The sequence below is a fragment of the Bacillus pinisoli genome, assembly GCF_023036475.1.
In the GTDB taxonomy this organism is placed as follows: domain Bacteria; phylum Bacillota; class Bacilli; order Bacillales; family SA4; genus Bacillus_BS; species Bacillus_BS pinisoli.
The window spans coordinates 46155-68690 of the sequence record NZ_JAJQKI010000016.1; the positions used below are offsets into that span (position 1 = coordinate 46155).

At 38.0% G+C, this 22536-nt stretch carries 21 protein-coding genes; 19 read left to right on the plus strand and 2 right to left on the minus strand.

Features of this window, described 5'->3' with window-relative positions; genetic code table 11:
- Positions 1-48: 48 nt before the first annotated feature.
- The 13 genes from LT143_RS17580 to LT143_RS17640 all read left to right on the plus strand — a co-directional run bounded on the left by LT143_RS17580 (position 49) and on the right by LT143_RS17640 (position 13417).
- Positions 49-1290, plus strand: coding sequence for an ABC transporter substrate-binding protein (locus LT143_RS17580; protein ID WP_246945227.1), 1242 nt, complete (start codon positions 49-51; stop codon positions 1288-1290).
- 98 nt (positions 1291-1388) lie between these two features.
- Positions 1389-1790, plus strand: a complete 402-nt coding sequence (locus LT143_RS17585; protein WP_246945230.1) for a PaaI family thioesterase — start codon at positions 1389-1391, stop codon at positions 1788-1790.
- 208 nt (positions 1791-1998) lie between these two features.
- The gene (locus LT143_RS17590) at positions 1999-3162 is read left to right on the plus strand and encodes a thiolase family protein (RefSeq protein ID WP_246945233.1); all 1164 of its coding nucleotides are present in this window, start codon (positions 1999-2001) and stop codon (positions 3160-3162) included.
- A 22-nt stretch (positions 3163-3184) separates the two neighbouring features.
- Positions 3185-4336: an acyl-CoA dehydrogenase family protein gene (locus LT143_RS17595; protein WP_246945235.1), complete on the plus strand. Its 1152-nt coding sequence runs from the start codon at positions 3185-3187 to the stop codon at positions 4334-4336.
- Positions 4337-4356: 20 nt separating this feature from the next.
- The gene (locus LT143_RS17600) at positions 4357-5541 is read left to right on the plus strand and encodes a thiolase family protein (protein WP_246945240.1); all 1185 of its coding nucleotides are present in this window, start codon (positions 4357-4359) and stop codon (positions 5539-5541) included.
- Between the two features lie 40 nt (positions 5542-5581).
- On the plus strand, positions 5582-6757 hold the full coding sequence (locus LT143_RS17605) for an acyl-CoA dehydrogenase family protein (RefSeq protein ID WP_246945243.1): 1176 nt from the start codon (positions 5582-5584) through the stop codon (positions 6755-6757).
- A gap of 32 nt (positions 6758-6789) precedes the next feature.
- Complete coding sequence (gene fabG / locus LT143_RS17610; RefSeq protein WP_246945246.1) at positions 6790-7554, plus strand: 3-oxoacyl-ACP reductase FabG; 765 nt, start codon at positions 6790-6792, stop codon at positions 7552-7554.
- Positions 7555-7573: 19 nt separating this feature from the next.
- On the plus strand, positions 7574-8023 hold the full coding sequence (locus LT143_RS17615) for a MaoC family dehydratase N-terminal domain-containing protein (RefSeq protein WP_246945249.1): 450 nt from the start codon (positions 7574-7576) through the stop codon (positions 8021-8023).
- Positions 8020-8424: a MaoC/PaaZ C-terminal domain-containing protein gene (locus LT143_RS17620; protein ID WP_246945252.1), complete on the plus strand. Its 405-nt coding sequence runs from the start codon at positions 8020-8022 to the stop codon at positions 8422-8424. Before LT143_RS17615 ends, LT143_RS17620 begins: the two co-directional genes overlap by 4 nt.
- Positions 8425-8442: 18 nt before the next feature.
- Positions 8443-9375, plus strand: coding sequence for an alpha/beta hydrolase (locus LT143_RS17625; protein WP_246945255.1), 933 nt, complete (start codon positions 8443-8445; stop codon positions 9373-9375).
- Between the two features lie 162 nt (positions 9376-9537).
- A complete protein-coding gene (locus tag LT143_RS17630; protein WP_246945257.1) occupies positions 9538-10914 on the plus strand; it encodes an MFS transporter in 1377 nt (458 codons plus the stop codon).
- 120 nt (positions 10915-11034) lie between these two features.
- Positions 11035-11490, plus strand: a complete 456-nt coding sequence (locus tag LT143_RS17635) for a GNAT family N-acetyltransferase (RefSeq protein ID WP_246945259.1) — start codon at positions 11035-11037, stop codon at positions 11488-11490.
- 289 nt (positions 11491-11779) lie between these two features.
- Positions 11780-13417 carry a methyl-accepting chemotaxis protein gene (locus LT143_RS17640; RefSeq protein WP_418909853.1) on the plus strand — a complete coding sequence of 546 codons (1638 nt, stop codon included), beginning with the start codon at positions 11780-11782 and terminating at the stop codon, positions 13415-13417.
- 107 nt (positions 13418-13524) lie between these two features.
- On the opposite strand, the gene LT143_RS17645 is transcribed toward LT143_RS17640, so the two are convergent.
- Positions 13525-13974 carry an Lrp/AsnC family transcriptional regulator gene (locus LT143_RS17645; RefSeq protein WP_246945265.1) on the minus strand — a complete coding sequence of 150 codons (450 nt, stop codon included), beginning with the start codon at positions 13972-13974 and terminating at the stop codon, positions 13525-13527.
- Between the two features lie 238 nt (positions 13975-14212).
- Between LT143_RS17645 and LT143_RS17650 the strand changes: the two genes are divergently transcribed.
- The 4 genes from LT143_RS17650 to LT143_RS17665 all read left to right on the plus strand — a co-directional run bounded on the left by LT143_RS17650 (position 14213) and on the right by LT143_RS17665 (position 18505).
- Positions 14213-14788: a chromate transporter gene (locus LT143_RS17650; RefSeq protein WP_246945268.1), complete on the plus strand. Its 576-nt coding sequence runs from the start codon at positions 14213-14215 to the stop codon at positions 14786-14788.
- Positions 14785-15315, plus strand: coding sequence for a chromate transporter (locus LT143_RS17655; RefSeq protein WP_246945270.1), 531 nt, complete (start codon positions 14785-14787; stop codon positions 15313-15315). The genes LT143_RS17650 and LT143_RS17655 overlap by 4 nt, the downstream gene beginning before the upstream one ends.
- Before the next feature lie 122 nt (positions 15316-15437).
- The gene (locus tag LT143_RS17660) at positions 15438-17222 is read left to right on the plus strand and encodes a S9 family peptidase (RefSeq protein ID WP_246945273.1); all 1785 of its coding nucleotides are present in this window, start codon (positions 15438-15440) and stop codon (positions 17220-17222) included.
- 50 nt (positions 17223-17272) lie between these two features.
- Positions 17273-18505: an MFS transporter gene (locus LT143_RS17665; RefSeq protein WP_246945276.1), complete on the plus strand. Its 1233-nt coding sequence runs from the start codon at positions 17273-17275 to the stop codon at positions 18503-18505.
- A gap of 40 nt (positions 18506-18545) precedes the next feature.
- Here LT143_RS17665 and LT143_RS17670 read toward each other — a convergent pair whose 3' ends face one another.
- The gene (locus LT143_RS17670; protein WP_246945279.1) at positions 18546-19706 is read right to left on the minus strand and encodes an iron-containing alcohol dehydrogenase; all 1161 of its coding nucleotides are present in this window, start codon (positions 19704-19706) and stop codon (positions 18546-18548) included.
- Positions 19707-19869: 163 nt separating this feature from the next.
- On the opposite strand from LT143_RS17670, the gene LT143_RS17675 reads away from it, so the two are divergent.
- Together LT143_RS17675 and LT143_RS17680 are read left to right on the plus strand one after the other, a co-directional pair.
- Entirely contained in the window at positions 19870-21279 is a 1410-nt protein-coding gene (locus LT143_RS17675; RefSeq protein WP_246945281.1) for a M20/M25/M40 family metallo-hydrolase, read from the plus strand.
- Between the two features lie 19 nt (positions 21280-21298).
- Positions 21299-22531 (plus strand): cysteine desulfurase-like protein, encoded by a 1233-nt coding sequence (locus LT143_RS17680; RefSeq protein WP_246945284.1) that lies wholly within the window; start codon positions 21299-21301, stop codon positions 22529-22531.
- Positions 22532-22536 lie beyond the last annotated feature (5 nt).

Sequence of the window (22536 nt, forward strand, 5' to 3'; positions counted from 1 at the left end):
AATTAATCATGCTCTTAAAACTATTAAGTTATTAAAGGGGGAAAAATGATGTTTACGTTTAAAAAATTGTCTTTGTTCTTTCTATTAATATTAACACTCGTTTTAGTCTCAGCTTGTAGTTCAACTCCTTCTTCTCAACCTGCTGAAGAGAAGCCTGCTAGTAATGAAACTGGAAAAGAGAACGGTACTGATACTGAAGTAGATGAAGAGGCTGGGGTAGTGAACATTGGTTATAGTGGCCCATTAAGTGGACCGGCTGCATTTTATGGAAAGAATACTCTTAGTGGATTAGAAATGGCTGTTGAAGAAATTAACGCAAATGGTGGTTTTGAGGTTTCAGGTAAAAAATATAATTTAAATTTAGTTACATTAGATGATAAGTACTTACCGAATGAGACAGGCGCAAACGCAAAACGTCTTGTTCAAGAGAATAAAACACCAATTATTTTTGTTCCACATAGTGGTGGGATTTTTGCTTCACAAGTGTTTAATATTCAAGAAAAATTTATTATCGGAGCTTATACTAGTGAGCCTAAAGTTACTGAGCAAGGGAATGCTTTAACAGTTCGTATCCCTCCAAAATACAGTTCTTATATTGAGCCGTTTTCAAAGTACCAAATGGAGCGCTTTGGTAAAAAGATTGCCTTTCTCCCAACTGCTACTCAATATGGAAAAGATTGGGCTTCAGTACTCGAGCCTGGTTGGAAAGACCTTGGTGGAGAAGTTGTTTATAAAGGATCTATTGACTTCAGTAAGGATACGGACTTCTTTACAATTGTAACAAATGCGCTAAAGGAAAAGCCAGATGTATTATTCGTAGGTGGACCATCAGAGCCAACAGCATTAGTTATTAAACAAGCGAGAGAACTTGGATTTAAGGGTGGATTCCTCATCATGGACCAAGCAAAGCTTGATGAGATTGAAGCTGTACTAGGTGGAACGGAATTAATTGAGGGTTCAGTAGGAGTTCTTCCACTTGTCTATTCAAAATATGAAGGAAACGAGAAATTCATTGAAGATTACAGTAAAGCACATGGTAAAAATCCTGGGTCAGAAGCTGGTTATCACTATTTAGCAGCGTATATGTTTGTAGAAGCAATGAAAGCCGCAGGTTCCGTTGATGATCCGATTGCCATTCGTGCAAAATTAGAAGAATCCTTAGCTAACATTCCAGCAGATAAGAAAATCTATGAGATTGAAGAAATTGAAGAAAATGGTGGGTTAGTAACGCCTCTTCGTATTGCAGTAGTTGAGGATGGCAAGATTATTGATAAATCACTAGGACAATAATTTTTATAATCTAATAATCTTACACATAGATGGTCGAATTAATATCCGACCATCTATGTTTTTGGACATTTTTTGAATACGAGAGGAGAGGCTACGCAATGACCATTAATCACGAGAGACGAAAGATTGGGCAAAGTGACTTTTCAAATTTAGTCGGAATAGAAACGGTAAAATTTGAGAAAGGAGATGTAGTTTTAAACCTTACTGTTGAAGATAAGCATATTAACGGTATTGATACAGTACACGGGGGAGTTATAGCTACTCTAATTGACAATATTATTGGTGCAACCATCTCATCCCTTGTTTCATTACCTTCAACAACCGTCAATTTGAATATTCAGTACCTCCAGCCGGCCACAAATGGCAAGTTAACGGCAAGAGGATCTATTCTTCACCAAGGATACAAGCTAGTAACGGGTGAAGGGATTATTACTGATGAGAACGGAATATTAATTGCGAAAGGGACAGGAACGTTTAAGATTCTTCACTCAAAAAAGTAGCCTTTAATACAGAATTGAATTATTAATCTATTTTTGTATTAATCTAGTTAAAAGATTGTGAATTCAATGATTCATAGATGAATTATTCGTTATTTTGTATCTTGGTAATAAAGAAATTCCCAATTGGCACGCTTCTTGCTTTATTTATAAATAAGGAAAAATGTAAAGGTTTCCAATTTGAATATACAGTACCGAAAGGATGAGTTAGATGACAAAAGCGGTAATCGTTTCAGCGGTAAGAACACCCATCGCTAAAAAGGGTGGAGCACTAGCTGGATTAGATCCTTCCATTTATGGGGCTATTGCATTAAAAGAGGCATTACAACGTGTAAACGTGGATGGAAAAGATGTGGATGATGTCATACTAGGTAACTGTTTGTCTGGAGGAGGAAATATTGCGAGGCTAACCTTATTGCAAGCTGAGCTTCCTACAACAGTTCCTGGTTTAACGATTGATCGACAATGTGGTTCAGGTATTAATAGTGTAGCGCTGGCAGCTGAAGCCATTCTTGCAGGAAAAGCAAGTATTGTCGTTGCTGGTGGTACAGAAAGCATGTCGCGAACACCTTATTTACTTGCCCCCCAAGAACGTGCCTTTGATCGAATGCCACCTAAATTTGTCTCAAGACAGCTTTCTCCAGACTTCATCGGGGATCCACCAATGGGGATTACAGCAGAAAATCTAGTTGAAAAGTACGAAATATCTCGTGAAGAACAGGATGCATTTTCTCTACAAAGTCAGCAAAGAATGGCTGCCGCAATGGAGCAAAACCTGTTTGAAGAGCAGATTGTACCGATTCCTATAAGAACAAGAAAAGGGGAAGTCTTATTTACAACGGATGAACACCCTCGTCCGAATGTAACAGCTGAAGATCTTGCTAAGCTCCCACCAGCTTTTAAGCAAGGAGGAAGTGTAAGTGCAGGAAACTCTTCAGGTGTAAATGATGGAGCGTCAGCAATTGTAGTAATGTCAGAAGAAGAGGCACTTAAGAGAGGACTTGAGCCTTTAGCATATATTACGGACTGGGCAATTGCTGGGGTTGACCCAAACATTATGGGGATAGGACCAGTGCCTGCTGTACTAAAATTATTAGCTCAAACACAAAGCGACCTTAACGACTATGACTTAATTGAAATTAATGAAGCATTTGCTGCTCAAGTGTTAGCTTGTGACCGCGAACTAAAGTTTGATATGGAAAAGGTTAATGTCAATGGTGGCGCAATAGCTCACGGACATCCAATTGCTGCGACTGGAGGCATGCTTGTAACGAAATTAGCTTATGAAATGAAACGTCGAAACGTTTCAAAAGGAATCGTCACTGCATGTATTGGTGGTGGGCAAGGAATTGCATTAGCGTTAGAAAGAAAGTAATTCTTTATTTAGGAGTGAGAAAATGGATTTCCAATTAGACGAGGATATTGTTTCACTCAAACATAATATTAGAGATTTTATAAAAAATGAGGTAGATCCTTTTGCTATGCAAATTGAAGATGAAGACCATATTCCTAATGAGATTATCGAGAAGTCAAAAGAAATGGGACTTTTCAGCTTAAGCATACCAGAAGAATATGGCGGTCTTGGCATAGGGATGGTTGGTAAATGTGCTTTATATGAAGAAATCGGTAAAACCCATAATGGGTATACAACGTTAATTGGTGCACACACTGGCATTGGTTCCGTTGGAATTGTCGAGATGGGAAATGAAGAACAGAAGAGAAAGTATCTTCCAGCGATGGCTAGAGGAGATTTAATAGGTGCATTCGCCCTTACTGAACCTCAGGCAGGTTCCCATGCGACAAATTTAAAAACAACAGCCGTTAAAAAAGGTAATAAATATATTATAAATGGTACAAAGCATTATATTACAAACGCGACGGTTGCAGATGTATTTACTGTTATGGCGGTAACAGATGCCAGTAAAGGGGCTAAAGGAATTACCTCATTCATTATTGAACGAGGGATGCCTGGTTTTAAAATAGGTGCAGTAGAAAGAAAGATGGGTTTACGCGGATCTCATTCAGCAGAGCTTGTGTTTGAGGATTGTGAGGTTCCAGAGGAAAATGTTCTTGGAGAAGTAGGTCAGGGCTACGTAAATGCTTTGAAAATTTTAGCAAACGGAAGAGCCGGACTTGCTGCAAGAAATCTCGGCTCATCTCAAAAGCTTCTAGATATGTGTATGGTACATGTTCAAGAAAGGGAGCAATTTAATGTTCCAATCATCGAGCATCAAGCGGTCGCACACATGCTGGCTGATATAGCTTTAGAGATTGAAGTACTAAGATCTTTTACTTATCGTGTTGCCTGGATGGTTGACCGTGGGGAGAAAGTGATTAAAGAGGCAGCGATGTTAAAGTTATTTGGTTCAGAGGTCTATAACAGAGTTGCTGATAAAGCTGTTCAAATTCATGGAGGTCTCGGATATATTAAAGATTTTCCGGTTGAACGATATTATCGTGATGCAAGAATTACAAGAATTTATGAGGGAACATCTGAAATTCAGAAAAATATTATCTCTTCTCAGTTAAGAAAAGAATACAGCAAATAGGGTGTTGAAGGAGGGAGAAAATGAAAGATGAAATGGTCATTGTCAGTGCTGTTCGTTCCCCAATTGGCAGGTTCGGTGGCACATTAAGAAATATGAACTCAGGAGAACTGGGAGCTGTTGTGATTAAGGAGGCCATTAAGCGTGCAGGAATCTCAGCAACCCAAGTTGATGAGGTGATTTTAGGAGAAGTTAGGCAATCAACGGAGTCTTCTAATGTGGCGCGGGTCGCTTCACTTCGTGCGGGAATTCCTGATACAACCCCGGCCTTCACCGTCAATCGCCTTTGTGCATCTGGTATGCAAGCTGTTACGTCTGGGATACAGCAAATTGCATGTGGGCAAGCCGAGATTGTCGTAGCAGGAGGTACTGAGTCTTTGAGTAAATCCTCCATCTATTTGAGAAATTCAAGATTTGGTGAAGGTAATCCCATCCTTGTTGACTCTAATCTTGAAAACGGACAACAACCTATGGAGACATATGGTTCGAAATTAGGTATGGGTATGACAGCTGAAAATGTTGCGGAGAGATACAGTATTTCAAGGGCGGATCAAGATGACTTTGCTTTTCATAGCCAAAGAAAAGCGGCAATAGCCTTAGAAAATGGGGCTTTTAAAGATGAAATTGTTTCCATCCACGTGAAAGAAAAAAAGAAAGAGTTTCTTTTTGAAATAGATGAGCACCCACGACCAGAAACAACGATGGCTGCATTAGAAAAATTAAAACCTGCGTTTAGAGAAAATGGAACTGTAACAGCAGGAAATGCTTGCGGTCGAAATGATGGTGCTTCAGCAATGGTCATAATGACAGCAGGCAAAGCGAAGGAACTCGGTCTAACTCCTTTAGCCAAAATTGTTGATTGGTCAACGGCAGGTGTTTCTCCAGAGATTATGGGAATTGGTCCAGTTCCAGCCATTCAAAAGCTTCTTAGTCGAACGAATAAAAGCTTAGAGGATATAGGCTTGATTGAGCTAAACGAGGCTTTTGCTTCTCAAGCGTTGGCGGTTATAAGAGAAGCAAATTTGGATCCTGAAAAGGTAAATGTAAATGGTGGTGGCATTGCTTTAGGTCATCCGCTTGGAGCAACTGGTTGCAGAATCATGACGACTCTACTTTATGAAATGAAACGGCGTGAAGAACAGTTTGGAATAGCCACGCTTTGTGTGGGTGGAGGCCAAGGAATGGCTGTTTTACTAGAGTTAATGTAATAGAAACTTATATCAATAGACTAGAAATGGAGTGGAGAACATGCATTTACGTTTAACAGAAGAACAAAAAATGGTTCAAAAAACAATCCGTAGATTTGTTGAAAAGGAATTAATCCCACTAGAAAACGATGTGTTACGAAATGAAAGAGAAGGTAAGCCAAGTTTGCCTCCTGGAAAACTAAAAGAACTTCAGATAAAGGCGAAAGAAGCTGGGTTTTGGGGAATTAATACACCTGAAGAATATGGTGGTGCAAATCTAGGTCAAATGATGATGGCCATTGTACTAATGGAAGTATCCAAAACATTCGTCCCGTTCACATTTGGCGGTTCTGCTGATAATATCCTTTATTATGCCAATGAAGAACAGAAACAAAAATATTTAATCCCTACCATTAATGGAGAGAAAAAATCATGCTTTGCGATGACAGAGCCAGGTGCTGGGTCAGATACTAGAAACATTAAGATGACAGCCGTAAAAGACGGAAATGAGTGGATTCTTAATGGGGAAAAGACTTTCATTACGGGTGGAAATGACGCAGATTTTGTAATGGTTATCGCCATAACAGATAAAGCGAAGCATGAAGCAACAGGCCGTGATGGAGTAACTTGTTTTATTGTCGACAGAGACATGGGATGGAAGTCTGAATATATCCACACAATGGGAGAATGGGGACCAGCTGGACTTGTCTTTGATAACGTTCGAGTTCCAGAAGAGAATATCCTAGGGGAAGTAAATGGTGGGTACAACCTTGGATTAGAATGGATTGGATTTGCGAGATGGATTGTAGGTGCAAGAGCAGTTGGAACTGCTGAAAGATTACTCCAAATGGCTATTGATTATGCAAAGGAAAGAACTACATTTGGTAAACCAATTGCAGAACGTCAAGCAATCCAATGGCAAATAGCAGATTCAGCTGTAGAAATTGAAGCAGCGAGATGGCTTGTTCTAAACGCAGCATTTACACTCGATCATGGTGAAGATAATCGTCATCTTGCTTCTATTGCGAAACTTTACGGTGCTAATATGGGAAATAACGTCGTTGATCGAGTTCTCCAAATTCATGGAGGGATGGGATATACAAGAGAACTGCCGATTGAACGCTGGTACAGAGAAGCCAGATTATGGAGAATCTATGACGGTACTGATGAAATTCAACGTTTAATTATTGCCAGAAATCTATTAAAAGGTCATGTTAAGGTAGGACAATATATATAATTTATCGAATTGGTAGATAAGGAGGAATGAATATGACAGGAAGATTTGAAGGTAGAGTCGCTTTTGTTACAGGAGGAAGTAGAGGAATTGGTAGAGCGATTGTAGAACAGCTTGCTGAAGAGGGAGCAAAGGTTGCCATTATTGATGTCAACGAGGAAGCACTTAACGAAGTAAGCCAGGCTTTAACGGAGAAAGGATACGATTTCTACACAAAGGTTGCAAACGTTGTCAATAGTACTGAAGTTAATCAGGCGATGGAAGAAGTTGTTACTAAGTTTGGATCTCTAGATATTCTTGTTAATAACGCTGGGGTAATCAGAGATAATCTTTTATTTAAAATGACAGAAAATGACTGGGATACGGTTATGGATGTACATTTAAAGGGATCTTTTAATGCGGTTCGGGCCGCTCAAAAGTATATGGTCGAACAAAAATACGGTAGGATTATTAATATTTCTTCTACGTCCGCTCTTGGTAACCGTGGTCAGTCAAATTACGCAACGGCAAAGGCGGGTTTACAAGGTTTAACGAAAACGCTTGCAATTGAGCTTGGAAAGTTTGGAATTACAGCTAATTCAGTTGCGCCAGGTTTTATTGAAACCGATATGACTCGTGAAACAGCTGCTCGGATTGGTATTTCTTTCGAAGATTTAATCAAAGCTAGTGTGGATAAAATTCCTGTCGCACGTAGTGGAAAGCCTAGTGATATCGCAAATGCTGTTGCGTTTTTCGCGGATGAGAAGTCTTCGTTTGTAAATGGTCAAGTTATTTATGTAGCAGGTGGACCTAAAAATTAACAAGTTGTGAGGTGTGTGTATGTATCATGATTCTATAGGAAAACGTTCAAATAGAGTGAGAAACACAGTAGAAAGAGGCGCCGTTAGAAAGTTTGCTGAATCAATCGGCGATCTACATCCAATTTTCATAGATGAAGAGACAGGGAAAAAATCAAGATATAAAAATAATATTGCCCCTCCAACCTTTCCAAGAGTTTTTGATTATGGTGTAATTGAAGATCTGAAGTTGCCTAAAAAGGGACTAATACATGGAGAACAAATCTATCATTATAATAGACCTTTACTAGTTGGAGAAGAACTATCATGTTACCAAGAGGTTAGTAATTACTATGAGAAAAAAGGTAATTTTGGAGAGATGGGCTTTTTAGTCATTAAGGTTTATGGAGAAACAGTAGAAGGCGAGCTTGTCTTTACGGCCGATCAGCTTGTCATTATTAACGAAGCAGTTAGAAAGGCGATGAGTGTATGAAGAGCTTAGTAGAATTGCAGGCTGGTGAATCTTTAGAGAACGTTCAATTAGCACCTGTTACTAGACTTGACTTAATTAAATACGCTGGAGCCTCTGGTGATTATAACCCCATTCATACAATAGATGAAGAAGCAGAGAAAGCAGGTCTCCCGGGCATCATCGCTCACGGTATGTGGACAATGGGGAATTTAGCTAAGCTTTTTACACCTTATTATGAAGAAGGATTTATACAAGACTATCAAATAAGATTTAGAAGTATGGTGTTTCTAAACGATGTTCTTACCTTAAAAGCTACACTTAAGGAAAATATGGATAACAAGTTGAACTTTGATGTAGAAGCCGTTAAACAGGACGAGACCGTTGTAATTAAAGGAACAGTTCAGTTTTTAACCTACGCATAATATGAGGAGTATGGAAAAATGAGCCTACATCCCCAAGTTGTTCAGGTTTTGGAATTAATTAAATCAAGGAATCTTCCACCGGTGGAAGAACAAGAACTCGACACAGCAAGAGCGATGTATGTAAAATCCAGTAGATCGTTGAATAAATTTGAAGATGTGTTAAAGGTTGAAGATAAAAAAATTCAAGGTTACAAGCAAGAAATTACTGTCAGGATCTATACACCAAATGAAGAACCTATCCTTCCAGTTTTCATATACTTTCACGGCGGAGGATGGGTAATTGGAAATGTTGACTCACATGACGCCCTTTGTCGTATGTTTGCTAATGAATCTCAATGTAAGGTCATATCTGTAGATTATAGTCTTGCCCCGGAACATAAATTCCCGACTGGTGTAGAAGATGCTTATTTAGCAAGCAAATGGGTGTACGAGCAATCAGAAGAACTAGGTATAGATAAGAACCGTATTGCAGTTGGTGGAGATAGTGCTGGGGGAAACCTTGCAACGATTGTTTGCTATTTAGCTAATCAACGAAAGGAATTTACTTTACAACAACAATTATTATTCTATCCGTCGACGGGATTTGAGCCTACAGAATCCTATATAAAATATTGTGAAGGCCATTATCTTACAAAATCGACAATGCAATGGTTTAGTTTACAATACTTTAACGAACCTTCTGAAACGAGAAGTCCTTTAGCTTCTCCTATACTCATTCCTGACGAAGAAGCGGCTTTACTTCCGCCTGCTTACATTGTTACAGCGGAATATGATCCATTATGTGATGGAGGACGAAATTACGCAAATAAGCTATCCGACTTAGGTGTCAACACCACTTATATTTGTTATCCTGGAATGATTCATGGTTTCATGTGTATGACCGCTCTGATAGAAAATGGAGAGAAGGCAATAAGAGAGGCTGCTCAATATTTAAGGCGGGCTCTTATCTAAATCTCTTTTTCTATCATCTGAAGTTAAGCTCACTTATAACCAATCTATAGTGATACTTAGTCTAAGCTTCGATTTTCGAAGCTTTTTTCTTTCATCCTGTTCGAAAACTCTATATGATAAATATATAAAACAGCCAAATATAAAATGTGTAGGTGGGAGATTATGTCAACTATATCAATACGTTCTCAAGGCGATGAATTAGCGCAAGTGTTACATGAGAATAAAATTATTCTTTTATGGAGCTTTATAGTGTGGTTAGTCGTCATGAATACGACGATGTTTAATGTTGCCTTGCCTTCAGTTTTAAGTGACCTCTCTCTTAACTCTTCTACAGCATCATGGATCGTATCAGGCTACTCCATTGTTTTTGCCATCTCCACTCTTACTTATAGTCGTTTGTCTGACTTCATTCCAATTTCGAAACTTTTATTCGTTGGATTATCTATATTAGGGGTCGCCTCTCTAATCGGCTTTTTTTCTCATCACTTCATTGTACTAATGCTAGCTCGAGTGTTACAAGCCGCTGGTGCTGGTGCTGTTCCTGGACTCGCAATGGTATTAGCCGGAAGATATATACCGGTGTCAAGAAGAGGAAAAGCTATGTCCTATATTGCGTCTGCCGCTTCACTAGGTTTTGGTTTAGGCCCAGTATTAGGTGGCGCTATAACTCAATATCTAGGCTGGAATTTTCTATTTGCTATTACTGGATTTGTGATTTTAATGATTCCCATTTTCTTGAAGCTATTACCTAAGGAAGAAGTAAAGCCTGTAAAGTTCGATACCATAGGAGGAATGCTTACGGGCCTAGGTGTAACGGGGCTATTACTCTTTCTCTCTACATTGTCAATACCAATTCTACTATTGAGTATTATCATTTTGGCATGTATGTGGTGGCATATAAAACGAGTAGATATTCCATTTTTACAGCCAGCAATATTAGTAAACAAACAATTTAACAAGCTTTTATTTATTGGATTTGTTGCATTTATCACACATTTTTCAACCCTCTTTCTCATGCCACTGATCTTAACAGATGTATTCAGTAAGAATCCTGCAGAAGTAGGGATGATTATTTTTCCGGGAGCCATTCTCTCAGCTATCGCAGCTCAATTTATAGGTAGATTTATTGATCGTTTTGGAAATATATTAGTTACCTTTTTGGGTCAGGGATTATTATTGCTATCAACCATTTTATTTTCTTTATTTTCAACAATTTCGCCTTATTCCATTTTGTTTATTTATATGTTTACAAGCATTGGATTCTCTAGCGTAACATCAAGTGTTTCAAATGAAGTCACAAGAATTTTGTCAAGAGATGAGATTGGTGCAGGGATGGGAATGACACAGCTAATCCAATTTTTTGGAGGCGCATTTGGTGTGACTTTAACCGGAATTTTATTGACTATACAAAGTAACTTCTCATATAAGTACTTTACTATTTTTAGTTTACTAACATTTCTTTTGGTCACTTCATTGTCAATTTTTATCCTCTACTTTTTGAGAAATAGAAAACTGAAGCACGCTAATCTAGAGAGTTAGTCTATTAAGGAGATTTTAGATTGCTTTACTTTTGTGAAACTCACCTAGAAGAGGAATTTAGATAACTTTACAGAATAATTAATAGAACTTTTACCATCTTGATGAGGGGAGTCAAAGCAAATGATTATAAAAGTAGATGATTTGACTGGTCCGGAAATAGCCCAATTAATTATGGACCATCTTCATAGCATGACATTGCATTCACCACCTGAAAGTATACATGCTTTAAATATAAGTGGGCTAAAGAAGCCAGGAATAACATTTTGGAGTGCGTGGGAAGGTGAGGAATTAGTAGGGTGTGGAGCACTTAAAGAACTTGATTCTCATCATGGAGAATTGAAATCTATGAAAACTGCCCCTAACCATCTGAGGAAAGGAGTTGCTAAGGCAATCCTCCAACACATTGAAGAACAGGCGAAAGGACGCGGATATAAAAGATTAAGCCTGGAGACTGGTTCCATGGAAGCTTTCGTACCGGCTAAAAAACTTTATGAAAGATTTGGGTTTGTATACTGTGGTCCCTTTGGAGATTACGTTGAGGACCCAAATAGTGTATTTATGACGAAGGTACTATAGATTAGGTGTTTTAATATTGATTAGATCTTTTTTACCGGTAAAAGGAGGCTGTCTGACAGTCTTCTTTTTATTTATTAGGATAATTTAATGTAAAACTTAACTTACCTAATTTCCTCTAAAGAATATGAAGATTCTGTCGATATTTATTAAGGAGAGAAAATTCTATAGGAAGTAGGTTACTATCATGAAGCTGCGTATTGGTCACAAACTAATAAGTATGATGTTACTAGTATTAATAATTCCCAACCTAGTCATTGGAACAGTAGCATATCTTATTGCAAAAGATCAGATGGATCAACTAGGTAAAACGACTTTACAGAATGGTGTCGAAATGGCAATTCAATTGATTGATTCGACTAATAAGCAGGTCGAACAGGGGGATTTAACACTTGCTGAAGCCCAAGAAAGAGTAAAGGTTTATCTAATTGGGGAAATGAATGCTGATGGAAAACGAACTATATCAAGTCCGGTAGATTTAGGAGCAAATGGATACTTTGTCGTTTATGATGAAGAAGGTTTAGAAGTTGCGCATCCAACAATAGAAGGTAAAAATGTTTGGGAAGCAAAAGATGTAGACGGAAAGCTACTCGTTCAAGAGCAAATTAAAGTGGCCCAATCCGGTGGCGGGTTTGTTGAATACAAATGGGCAATACCTACCGATGAGAACGTAATTGAAAAGAAAATTACCTTCAACAAAGTGGATCCAAATTGGGGATGGATCATTTCTGCTGGTACCTATGAGATGGACTTTAATACCGGCGCAAATAATGTTTTGAAAGCGTTAGCTATTACTCTAATCTTATCACTTTTAATTGGAGCTATCATTTCATACTTTTTCGCTAGAAGAATTTCAAAACCAATCGTTGCTGTGACTTCACACGTTCAAGAGGTGGCAAACGGTAATCTAGCACTTGAGGTAACAAAACAAAGGCGTTCCGATGAAATTGGTGAGTTGGTCAACGGTTTTTCTTCCATGATTGAGAATTTAAAAGATTTAATTGGAAAAGTGAACAGGTCAGTTGTAAGTGTGACAAGTACTTCTCAGAATCTTAGCGCAGTAGCGGAAGAAACAACTGCTTCCAGTGAGGAAGTTGGCAGGGCTATTCAAGAAATTTCTCAAGGGGCGGTTCAGCAGGCAAGTGATGCGGAGAGAACATTTAATGCTACTGTAGAATTAGCGAATCAAATTAAATTGCTTTCTGAAAAAACGCAGCAAATGAGTCATGCATCAGAACAAGTTGTAGCTTCTAACAACGTTGGGATGTCGAGTGTTGAGATTCTGAAAGTAAAATCAAATGAAACAGAGATCTCTGTTACTCAAACCAAGAATGTAATTGAATCGCTTTCTGAAAAGGTTAAAGAAATCGGTACTATTATTGAGACGATCAATCAAATCTCAGAACAAACTAACCTATTAGCATTAAATGCTTCCATTGAAGCTGCAAGAGCAGGTGAACACGGCAAAGGTTTTGCTGTTGTAGCAAGCGAAGTAAGAAAACTAGCAGAAGGTACTTCTCAAGCAACTGAAAAAGTTCGACAAACATTATCAGGAATTATTGAAGTTACAAATATAGCTAATAAAGAGATGGAAAAAACAAAGAATTTAGCCAAAGAACAACTTTTTGCGGTTACAGAAACTGGAGATTCTTTTTCTCAGATTGAAATATCTGTAAAAGGAATAGCCACCATTATTTCTGAAGTTAATGAAAACATAGACTTACTCATCAACTCAAAAGATGATGTTTCTAATGCTGTGGAAAGAATCGCTTCTGTGAGTGAAGAATCAGCTGCTTCAACTGAACAAATTAGTTCTAGTATAGATGAACAATTAAGAGCAATCGTAGTAGTGTCGAGTGCTGCAAATGAATTAAATGAATTAATTACTGATCTTAAACGTGAAGTTGAAAAGTTTAAACTTGAAGAATAACTAATGATATTGACATGCTGCTACAATCACAAAAAGCCATACTCCGTTAGAGGGGAATGGCTTTTTGGACATTATTTTAAATTGTATAGATCAGTAGTCACCACTTCTTACAATTTCAATCCCATTCTACTTTTAAAACGCCTTAATAAAATATGGCTTTCTACTCTAGTGATGCCTTGTAAACTATATAATTCTTCATTAATAAAATGTTCTAGTTTTGAAAAATCCTCTACTAAAACATGCATATGTAAGGTACTAGGTCCTGTCATTTGATAACAACTGGCAACGGCTGGATTATCAACGAGTGTTTGAGCAACTTTTACCAAGTGGGCTGGCTCACAATCTACCTCAAAAAAAGCAGAAACGCCTTTCCCTACTTTTTCTGAATTAATGACTACTGAGAATTTTTCTATAATGCCATTTTCCATTAGTTGATTAACTCGTTCTCTAATAGATACTCTTGAGAGATTTAACTCTTTCCCAATATCGACATAGGACATTCTTGCATTTTCAGTCAATAATCGAAGGATTTTACGGTCAATTTCATCTATCTTCATAGCATCACCACATTTCTTCGTATACCTATACTATCTTAACTTATTCAAATTAAGTGAAGCAAATAAAAGTTTATGAGTACTGTAGGATTCTTTATCTGATGTAAACAAAATTATGAATTCAACCTCCGTTTGTAAAGTTAATTCATCAAAGAACTTTCCATATGAAAAACTTTAAACATTTGTTATGATGGAATATAGAATGAAGTGTATTACTTTATAAAGAAAGGGTTGAATACGTTTGAAACATGTACATCTGTTTCTGGCTTTCTTTCGAGTGGGAATGTTAGGGTATGGCGGTGGCCCATCATCTATTCCACTAGTTCATAAAGAAGTCGTAGATAAATATAAATGGATGAATGATGATGAGTTTGCTGATGTATTAGCTTTGGGTAACACATTACCAGGACCTATTGCAACTAAAATGGCTGGTTATATCGGTTACCGTGTAGCTGGTGTTCTCGGTATGATAAATGCAGTTTTGGCGACGATCGTACCAACTATTATACTTATGATCGTATTTTTAACCGTTTTAGCAAACTACAAGGATCTTCCTTGGGTTAGTGGAATGTCTAAGGCAGTGGTACCTATTGTTGGTGTGATGCTAGCTAGCTTAACTTGGGATTTCTTCAAGAAGTCAAAAGAAACATTAGGTTGGATGTATGCATTGATGATTATAGTAGCAAGCATCATCTTAATCGAATTTCTACATGTACATCCAGCTATCATAATTGGTAGTTTACTAGCTTATGCTCTATTAAAGAAAGATAAAGCGACAAAGGTTGAACAGCCTGTAGAAAGAGGGGTTGGCTTATGATTTACTGGCATATTTTTTTAGCCTTCTTTATTCCAGGAATTGTTGGGTATGGTGGAGGACCAGCTTCAATCCCATTAGTTGAAAACGAGGTAGTGGACCGTTATGAGTGGATGACGGTATCAGAGTTTAGTGAAGTACTTGCGTTAGGAAATGCACTCCCAGGCCCAATTGCTACAAAGATGGCAGGCTATATTGGGTATGAACAAGCAGGTATTCCAGGTGCAATTGTAGGGATTTTTGCAACAGTAGCACCTTCTTTAATATTAATGATTGTATTACTTAGTCTCTTGTACAAATTTAAAGATTCACCAAAAGTGAAAAGAATGACAAACTATGTTCGTCCAACTATAGCTGTCTTATTAGGGGTTATGACATACAGCTTTTTCTCTACGTCTTATGTAGATACTGGGCTAATCCAAACTCTTATTCTAGTTGTTGTAGGATTTCTTTTACTAGAGAAGTGGAAGGTTCATCCTGCTTATGTCATTGTAGGCGCATTGGTATATGGCGGTATCTTTTTACAATAAAAAAGTCAGACTTAGTCTGGCTTTTATTTTACACGTAACTAATATTTCTTATAAATCCCTTTAATAAATAGGGTAATATTGGTAAAATATATACAATTACGCAACTTAAAGGAGACTGCAGAATGATTACATTTCCCAAAACCGGTATAGAAAGCTTCTTTCGAACAGTTAATATAGTAGATTTTGACGTACATAGCTCAGAAGAAGAAATTATTTATTCAACAAACTTGAATGGATACTATAATATCTGGGCAATGAATCTAGTACAAAGATATCCTTTCCAGTTAACAACTGCTAATCAAATGAATTCATTTGTAAAGTACAACACGAAAATTGGTCATATTTTAACTGGTTATGATTACGATGGTGATGAAAATTATCATATCTATGCATTACAACCTACTGGTGGTGAAGCCGCTCCTTTACTTAAAGCAGAGGGTGAAAAGTTTTACTACGGTGATCTTTCTAAGGATGGAAAAACACTCTATTACGTGACAAGTGTTGAGAATCCTAACTTCTTATCCATACGCCGAATAAATTTAGTAAATGGCGAAAATGAAGTCCTTGTAAATGGTGAAGGTGGACCAAGCTACTTGTATGCGGTAAGTCCAGATGAATCCTCAATTGCTTTTTCAAAAGAAGTGGGTAACACAAGTTCGTTCGGATATGTTTTACAGAATGGTGAATCCATTGCCATTACCCCATCTCAAGAAAAACCTCATCGAGTGAAAGAGGTCGAGTATGTGGATGCCAATCATTTACTTGTTCTTACTAATTACGAAAGCGAGTTTACCTATCTAGCTAGTTTTGATATTAGTTCCCGAACATTTAAAAAGCTATTCGAAATAGAAGGTCATGAACTTTCAAATCTAACATTGGATCGAACAAGAGAAAAGGTTTATTTTATAGCACAACGTGGTGTTGAAGACCATCTGTATTCATTAGAATTAAATACATTGAAACCACGATTAATTGAAAAGCCTTTTGATATGGTAGATAAGCTAGTTATTGGTGAAAACGGAACATTCTTTGCATTAGGACGTTCTACAACAAAGCCTGCAAATATTTTCCGAAGCCATGATTTGACTGAATGGGAACAACTTACACAACATCAAATTATAGGTGTGAAACAAGAGGAACTAGCAGAGCCAGAAGTATTAACATATCCTAGTTTTGACGGTATGAAAATAGAGTCTTTGTATTTTGCGCCACCAAAGGAAATTGATAATGGTCATACAATTTTATGGCCACATGGCGGTCCTCAATGGGCGGTTAGAAAAACCTTTAGTCCACTTTTCCAATACTTAGTTACACAAGGGTTTCGCGTCTTTTCTCCGAACTTCAGAGGAAGCACAGGATACGGAGAGAGTTTCATGAAACTAGTTAACAAAGATTGGGGAGGCGGTCCTCGATTAGATATTGTTGCCGGGATGGAATGGCTTAATCAACAAGGAAAATCAAGTGAAGATAAGTGGTTCTGTATAGGTGGAAGCTATGGGGGCTATATGACTTTACTTTTACATGGCCGTCATGCAGACCTGTTTAAAGGATTTGTTGATATATTTGGTCCAAGTAATTTATTCACAACGATTGAAACGGCACCTGAGCACTGGAAGGCTGCAGACCGTGAACTAATTGGGGATGCTGTAGAGGATCGTGAAAAGCTCATTGAGGATTCTCCAATGACTTATATAGATCAGATGACAAAGCCGATGCTTGTAATTCAAGGTGCAAACGATCCAAGAGTTGTGAAAGTTGAATCTGATGTTATTGTTGAAGCAATGAAGCAACGTGGCCAAGATGTAGAATACTTAATTCTAGAAGACGAAGGTCATGGCTTCTCCAAAACAGAAAATGCATTAAAGGTATATAGTCTAATGGTAAACTTCATTAAGAAATATATTTAATATAGAGCGAGGATGCATGAGCATCCTCGCTTTTTGAGGGTGGATAAATGGTGTCATCTGCTAATTTAAATTCAAATAAGAATAGTAATCTTTTACTTGCTGGTGTTGGAATTTCTAGTTTGGGAGATTTTATCTACTTAGTGGCAATCAATATTTTAATCTTAAGATTAACAGGTTCTCCAGCGGCAGTTGCAGGCTTATGGATAATGGGCCCGGTTGCATCAATAGTGACAAAATTTTGGTCAGGAAGCTTAATAGACCGAATGAATAAAAGAAGATTAATGATTATTACCGATTTAATAAGAGCGATAATCATTGCATTTATTCCCTTTATTTCATCCGTATGGCTTCTTTATGTTTGCTTGTTTTTACTTTCTGTAGCGAGGGCATTTTTTGAGCCAACATCCATGATTTATATGACCAGCCTAATCCCTCAAGAACAGCGTAAACAGTTTAATTCGTTTAGAAGTGTGTTTACGTCAGGTGCATTTCTAATAGGTCCAGCAATAGCAGGCTTTCTAATAGTAGCTACGTCTATCCATATTGCAATATGGATTAATGCTATTTCGTTTGTTTTGTCTGCAGGAGTCATCTTATTACTTCCTAATATTGATGAAAAAGCTACACAGGTGAATAAGTTTAATTTTAAGGATATTGTGTTAGATTGGGGATATGTTCTTTCTTTTAGTAGGAAAAATACGTATGTAATTTCCGTATACTTCCTTGCACAAATTTTCATGGTAATAACGCTTGGCATGGATGCTCAAGAGGTAGTCTTTACACAAAAGGTACTAGGTTTATCTGAGACTGATTTTGGTTTGCTTATTAGCATTACAGGAATTGGTTCTGTAATCGGTGCATCAGTCGTATCTATATTAGCTAAGCGAATGTCTATACAACTATTAATCAGTACAGGTTTTCTTTTTGTTGCAGTTGGATATATGATCTATGCCTTTTCTTTTTCTTTTCTGTCGGTAGCGATAGGATTTATCCTTTTAGGATTTTTTAATGCCTTTTCAAATACAGGCTTTATGACCTTTTATCAAAATAATGTGCCAGTTGATATGATGGGGAGAATTTCAAGTGTGTATAGTGTCATGATAAGCGTTCTTCAAATTGTTTCTGTCTTACTAATTGGCTTTACGGGTGAAATCATACCCTTACGATACAGCGTTATTGGTTCATCAATCCTTGTATTAGGCTGTGGCATCGCTTTAGCCTACATGGTTCATAAACCCATTTATAAGGAGTACTTTAGAGAAGAAACGACGATAAAAGGTTAATAATCAAGTAGGAAGTGTAAAAGCGGGATGTGATCCCGCTTTATTTGTTTTGATACGCTATTTTGAATAGATTCAGATAATCTTCTTTTGTAATATCTCTAGCATTGCTTGGTGTAGAACCATTGAGGAAAGATGATTCGGCGAGAGCATCAAAATCTTCTTCATTTACCTCAGACAGGCTTGAGAACACTGGAATGTCTAAGTCTTTAGCCAGTTCTTTCATTTCTTTTACTAGTTTTTCAGTAGCCACTTTGTCAGAATCAAGGTTTGTTGCTATACCTATTGTTCTAGCAATATTCGCATGTTTTAATATATCTGCTTGTGCATTATATTCAACAATGTACGGAAGGAACATCGAATTAGCCACTCCATGTGGTGTGTCATATAACCCTCCAATAGCCTCGGCCATACAATGGACTGCAGCCACGTCCGCATGAGAAAACGCCATTCCTGCTATGGTAGAGCCTACCATTACATGGTATCTTGCCTCTTTATTTGTTCCTTCGTGAACCGCTGTTCTTAAGTACGGAAATATATACTTCATAGCTTGTAGAGCTAGACCGTCTGCAATAGGATTGGAAAGTTTACATGTATACGCTTCTATAGCATGTACTAGTGCATCCATTCCAGTTGAGGCTGTTAAATGCTTTGGTAGTTTGTATGTTAACTCAGGATCAACAATTGCGAGTTTTGGTGCAATATGTACATCTTTAATGGTGAATTTTGTTTTTTGAACCGTGTCGGTAATGACAGAAGATCGCGTTACCTCCGCACCAGTTCCTGCAGTGGTCGGAATGACAACTAACGGAGTCACATGTTCAGGAACATTACCTCGTCCTGCATAGTCTTGTGGTTTTCCACCTAGCTTTTGTAAGATCGCAATGGCCTTTGCAGAATCAATAACAGACCCACCACCAATGGCAAGGATTATGTCCGCTTGAAATAATCTTGCTGCCTCTCCACCATTGATACAATCTACGTCTTTTGGATTAGGTTTTACCTGGTTAAATATCTCAATATGGTAATCTTCGGATAGGATTGAAAGCAATTGGTCAACAAGACCAATTTGTTGTATTCCTGGGTCAGTAACAATGAATAGTCTGTTTCCAGTAACAGTTTCCTTTATAAGCTGTTTAGTTTGAGAAAATAACCCATTACCTATTTTAATTTTTGTTGGTAAAAAAAAGTCGAATGATTCCATCGTGTATACCTCCGTTTCAATAATGAAATTTTACCATAATATTCAATCTATAAGACTATCATACAAACATTTTTTTCGAAATTATCTGAAAAAAATAATGTGGTTAAAAGGAATTTTCTTTCGTATCTCGAATTATATATCAAACATAGAAGGAGTGATGAGCATGAGTGAACAATTAGTACAATCTATTAGAAGTCTTACAAACAATGTAGTTATAGGTTCAATTGAAACACTTAAAGATTATTTGCGATTACCAACCATTTCGGCACAGAATAAGGCAATTCCAGAAACAGTGGAATTTGTTGTTCAATTATTTGAAGATGCTGGAGGGGAATCAAAAGTATTAGATGATTTAGGTGGTAATCCTGTTGTGTACGGATTTTTCCCGGCTGGTCCTAACGGTGATTCTGATAAAACGTTACTTTTCTATAATCACTATGATGTTCAACCTCCAGAGCCACTAAATGAATGGAATAGTGAGCCGTTTGAACCGACTGTAGTTGATGGTAAGTTGGTTGCTAGAGGCGTAGCAGATAATAAAGGAGATTTGATTGCCAGACTTACAGCGATTAAAGTTCTTCAACAGTTAGATGGTGGTCTTCCATGTAATATTAAGTTTATGGTGGAAGGCGAAGAGGAAATTGGTAGTCCCAACCTCGCTCCTTACTTAAAGGAATACAAGGATCTGTTTAAAGCAGATGCCTGCATCTGGGAGTTTGGTGGGAAGGACGAAGAAGAACGAGTAAACATGGTAGCGGGAATTAAAGGTATGGCTTATATGGAACTTACATGTATAGGTGCAGATATAGATATGCATTCATCGGTTGGAGCTTATGTAGATAACGCTGCATGGCGACTTGTTCAGGCTTTGGCAACAATGAGAAATGAGAAAAATGAAATACTTGTGAAAGGTTTTTATGATGGTATTGAAGAGCCAACTGAGCTCGAAAAGGAAGTGGTATCTAATCTTCCATTTAATGAGGAAGCGGTAGAGAAATTATACGGCTTAAAGCGACCACTAATCACGGCTGCTAAAGGGGTGGACCCAAGAGAAGCGATGGTATTTCAGCCGACAATGACTATTTGTGGGATTGAGAGTGGATATACCGGTGAAGGTGCTAAGACCGTTCTACCTAAAAGTGCAAAGGTAAAATTGGATTGTCGATTAGTACCTGGCCAAGATCCAAATCATATACTGGCAACCATCCAAACTCATTTAAAAGCACATGGGTTTGATGATATTGAAGTTGTGTTAATTAATGGACAAAAGGCATATCGCTCAGATTATAATCATCCTTTTGTTGCTCATGTATTGGAAACAGCTAGTGCTGTTTACGAGAAGGATCCGGTTCTTACGCCTAACTCAGCTGGTACTGGGCCCATGTATGAGTTCGGTCATCAGCTTCAAGTCCCTGTCGTAAGTACTGGTGTAGGCTGGATAGAATCTAAGGCACATGCCCCGAATGAATCTGTCCGACTTGCCGACTTTGAGGAGGGCGTTGTCCATTTGGCCTATATGCTAACAGGTTTCCCAGCAGCGATGAATAAAAATACATTAGAAGCTACTAAATAATAGGGTAGGAGAAGACAAAATGAACCAAAGTGTAGATACCTTTCCAATAACGGAAGTACGGGATCAGTTTCCGGCTCTAAAACGGACCTACAACGGTAAGGTCGTTACATATTTTGATGGACCAGGAGGCACTCAAGTTGTGAAGTCTTCAATCGATTCCATCACCAGTTATATGATGAACGGTGGAGCCAATCTTCACGGAGCATTTCCGACAAGTCGTGAAACGGAAGATATTATTGGAGAAGCTAAGCGAGCAGTTGCTGATTTCTTAGGGGTAAAGGAGAACGAGGTGGCTTTTGGTGCGAATATGACATCACTTGCTCTTTCTATAGCGAGAGCTTTAGGTAAAAATTGGGGATCTGGTGATGAAATTGTCGTAACGGAGATTGATCATCGAGCCAATGTTGACCCTTGGATTACAATGGCAGAGGACCGTGGAATAGTTGTCAAATGGATTCCTGTCAATACCAAGACTCTCACTTTAAATCTGTCTAATCTAAATGAGATAATCAATGAGAATACTCGTTTAGTGGCAGTTGGTCTAGCATCAAATGCCGTAGGGACTATAAATGATATTCAACAGATTTCAAAACGAGCAAAGGAAGTAGGAGCACTTATTGCTGTCGATGCGGTCCATGCTACGCCCCATCTCACAATTGATAGGGACGCCTTAGACATTGATATCCTACTTTGCTCAGCTTATAAGTTTTTTGGTCCACATGTAGGGATTGCTGCCATTAAAGAAAAGTTGTTCGAGAGCATTGAGCCATTTAAATTAAAGCCAGCCCCAACCTATATTCCAGATAAGCTGGAGACAGGAACGCAGAATCATGAGGGAATTGCAGGCATTAAACCGGCGATTGAATTTATTGCAAGCCTCGGAGTAGGAACAAGTAGAAGTGATCAACTTCGTTCAGGAATGGCGAGAATTGAGGAGTATGAGACTTTTCTTGTGATGAAGTTACGAGAGGGACTCTCATTACATGAAAAGGTTACTCTTTATCAAGCTAGCGCTTTAGTACCTAAAACACCAACTGTTGCCTTTACTGTTAAGGGCTATACACCACTTGAGGTCTGCCAGATACTTTCAGACAATTACGGGATATTTGTAGCGGATGGTCACTTTTATGCTACAACACTTGCAGAAAAACTAGGGATTATAGAATGTGGAAGCTGGGTTAGAGCAGGTATTGCCCCGTATAACACAGAGGAAGAAGTAGAAGGATTGATAAAAGCAATTCAAACATTGTAACCTTA

Bases quoted from the DNA above. Each gene is read 5' to 3' on its own strand.
- LT143_RS17580 (WP_246945227.1), top strand. From the start codon at position 49: ATGTTTACGTTTAAAAAATTGTCTTTGTTCTTTCTATTAATATTAACA.
- LT143_RS17585 (WP_246945230.1), top strand. From the start codon at position 1,389: ATGACCATTAATCACGAGAGACGAAAGATTGGGCAAAGTGACTTTTCA.
- LT143_RS17590 (WP_246945233.1), top strand. From the start codon at position 1,999: ATGACAAAAGCGGTAATCGTTTCAGCGGTAAGAACACCCATCGCTAAA.
- LT143_RS17595 (WP_246945235.1), top strand. From the start codon at position 3,185: ATGGATTTCCAATTAGACGAGGATATTGTTTCACTCAAACATAATATT.
- LT143_RS17600 (WP_246945240.1), top strand. From the start codon at position 4,357: ATGAAAGATGAAATGGTCATTGTCAGTGCTGTTCGTTCCCCAATTGGC.
- LT143_RS17605 (WP_246945243.1), top strand. From the start codon at position 5,582: ATGCATTTACGTTTAACAGAAGAACAAAAAATGGTTCAAAAAACAATC.
- fabG (WP_246945246.1), top strand. From the start codon at position 6,790: ATGACAGGAAGATTTGAAGGTAGAGTCGCTTTTGTTACAGGAGGAAGT.
- LT143_RS17615 (WP_246945249.1), top strand. From the start codon at position 7,574: ATGTATCATGATTCTATAGGAAAACGTTCAAATAGAGTGAGAAACACA.
- LT143_RS17620 (WP_246945252.1), top strand. From the start codon at position 8,020: ATGAAGAGCTTAGTAGAATTGCAGGCTGGTGAATCTTTAGAGAACGTT.
- LT143_RS17625 (WP_246945255.1), top strand. From the start codon at position 8,443: ATGAGCCTACATCCCCAAGTTGTTCAGGTTTTGGAATTAATTAAATCA.
- LT143_RS17630 (WP_246945257.1), top strand. From the start codon at position 9,538: ATGTCAACTATATCAATACGTTCTCAAGGCGATGAATTAGCGCAAGTG.
- LT143_RS17635 (WP_246945259.1), top strand. From the start codon at position 11,035: ATGATTATAAAAGTAGATGATTTGACTGGTCCGGAAATAGCCCAATTA.
- LT143_RS17640 (WP_418909853.1), top strand. From the start codon at position 11,780: ATGGATCAACTAGGTAAAACGACTTTACAGAATGGTGTCGAAATGGCA.
- LT143_RS17645 (WP_246945265.1), bottom strand. From the start codon at position 13,974: ATGAAGATAGATGAAATTGACCGTAAAATCCTTCGATTATTGACTGAA.
- LT143_RS17655 (WP_246945270.1), top strand. From the start codon at position 14,785: ATGATTTACTGGCATATTTTTTTAGCCTTCTTTATTCCAGGAATTGTT.
- LT143_RS17660 (WP_246945273.1), top strand. From the start codon at position 15,438: ATGATTACATTTCCCAAAACCGGTATAGAAAGCTTCTTTCGAACAGTT.
- LT143_RS17670 (WP_246945279.1), bottom strand. From the start codon at position 19,706: ATGGAATCATTCGACTTTTTTTTACCAACAAAAATTAAAATAGGTAAT.
- LT143_RS17675 (WP_246945281.1), top strand. From the start codon at position 19,870: ATGAGTGAACAATTAGTACAATCTATTAGAAGTCTTACAAACAATGTA.
- LT143_RS17680 (WP_246945284.1), top strand. From the start codon at position 21,299: ATGAACCAAAGTGTAGATACCTTTCCAATAACGGAAGTACGGGATCAG.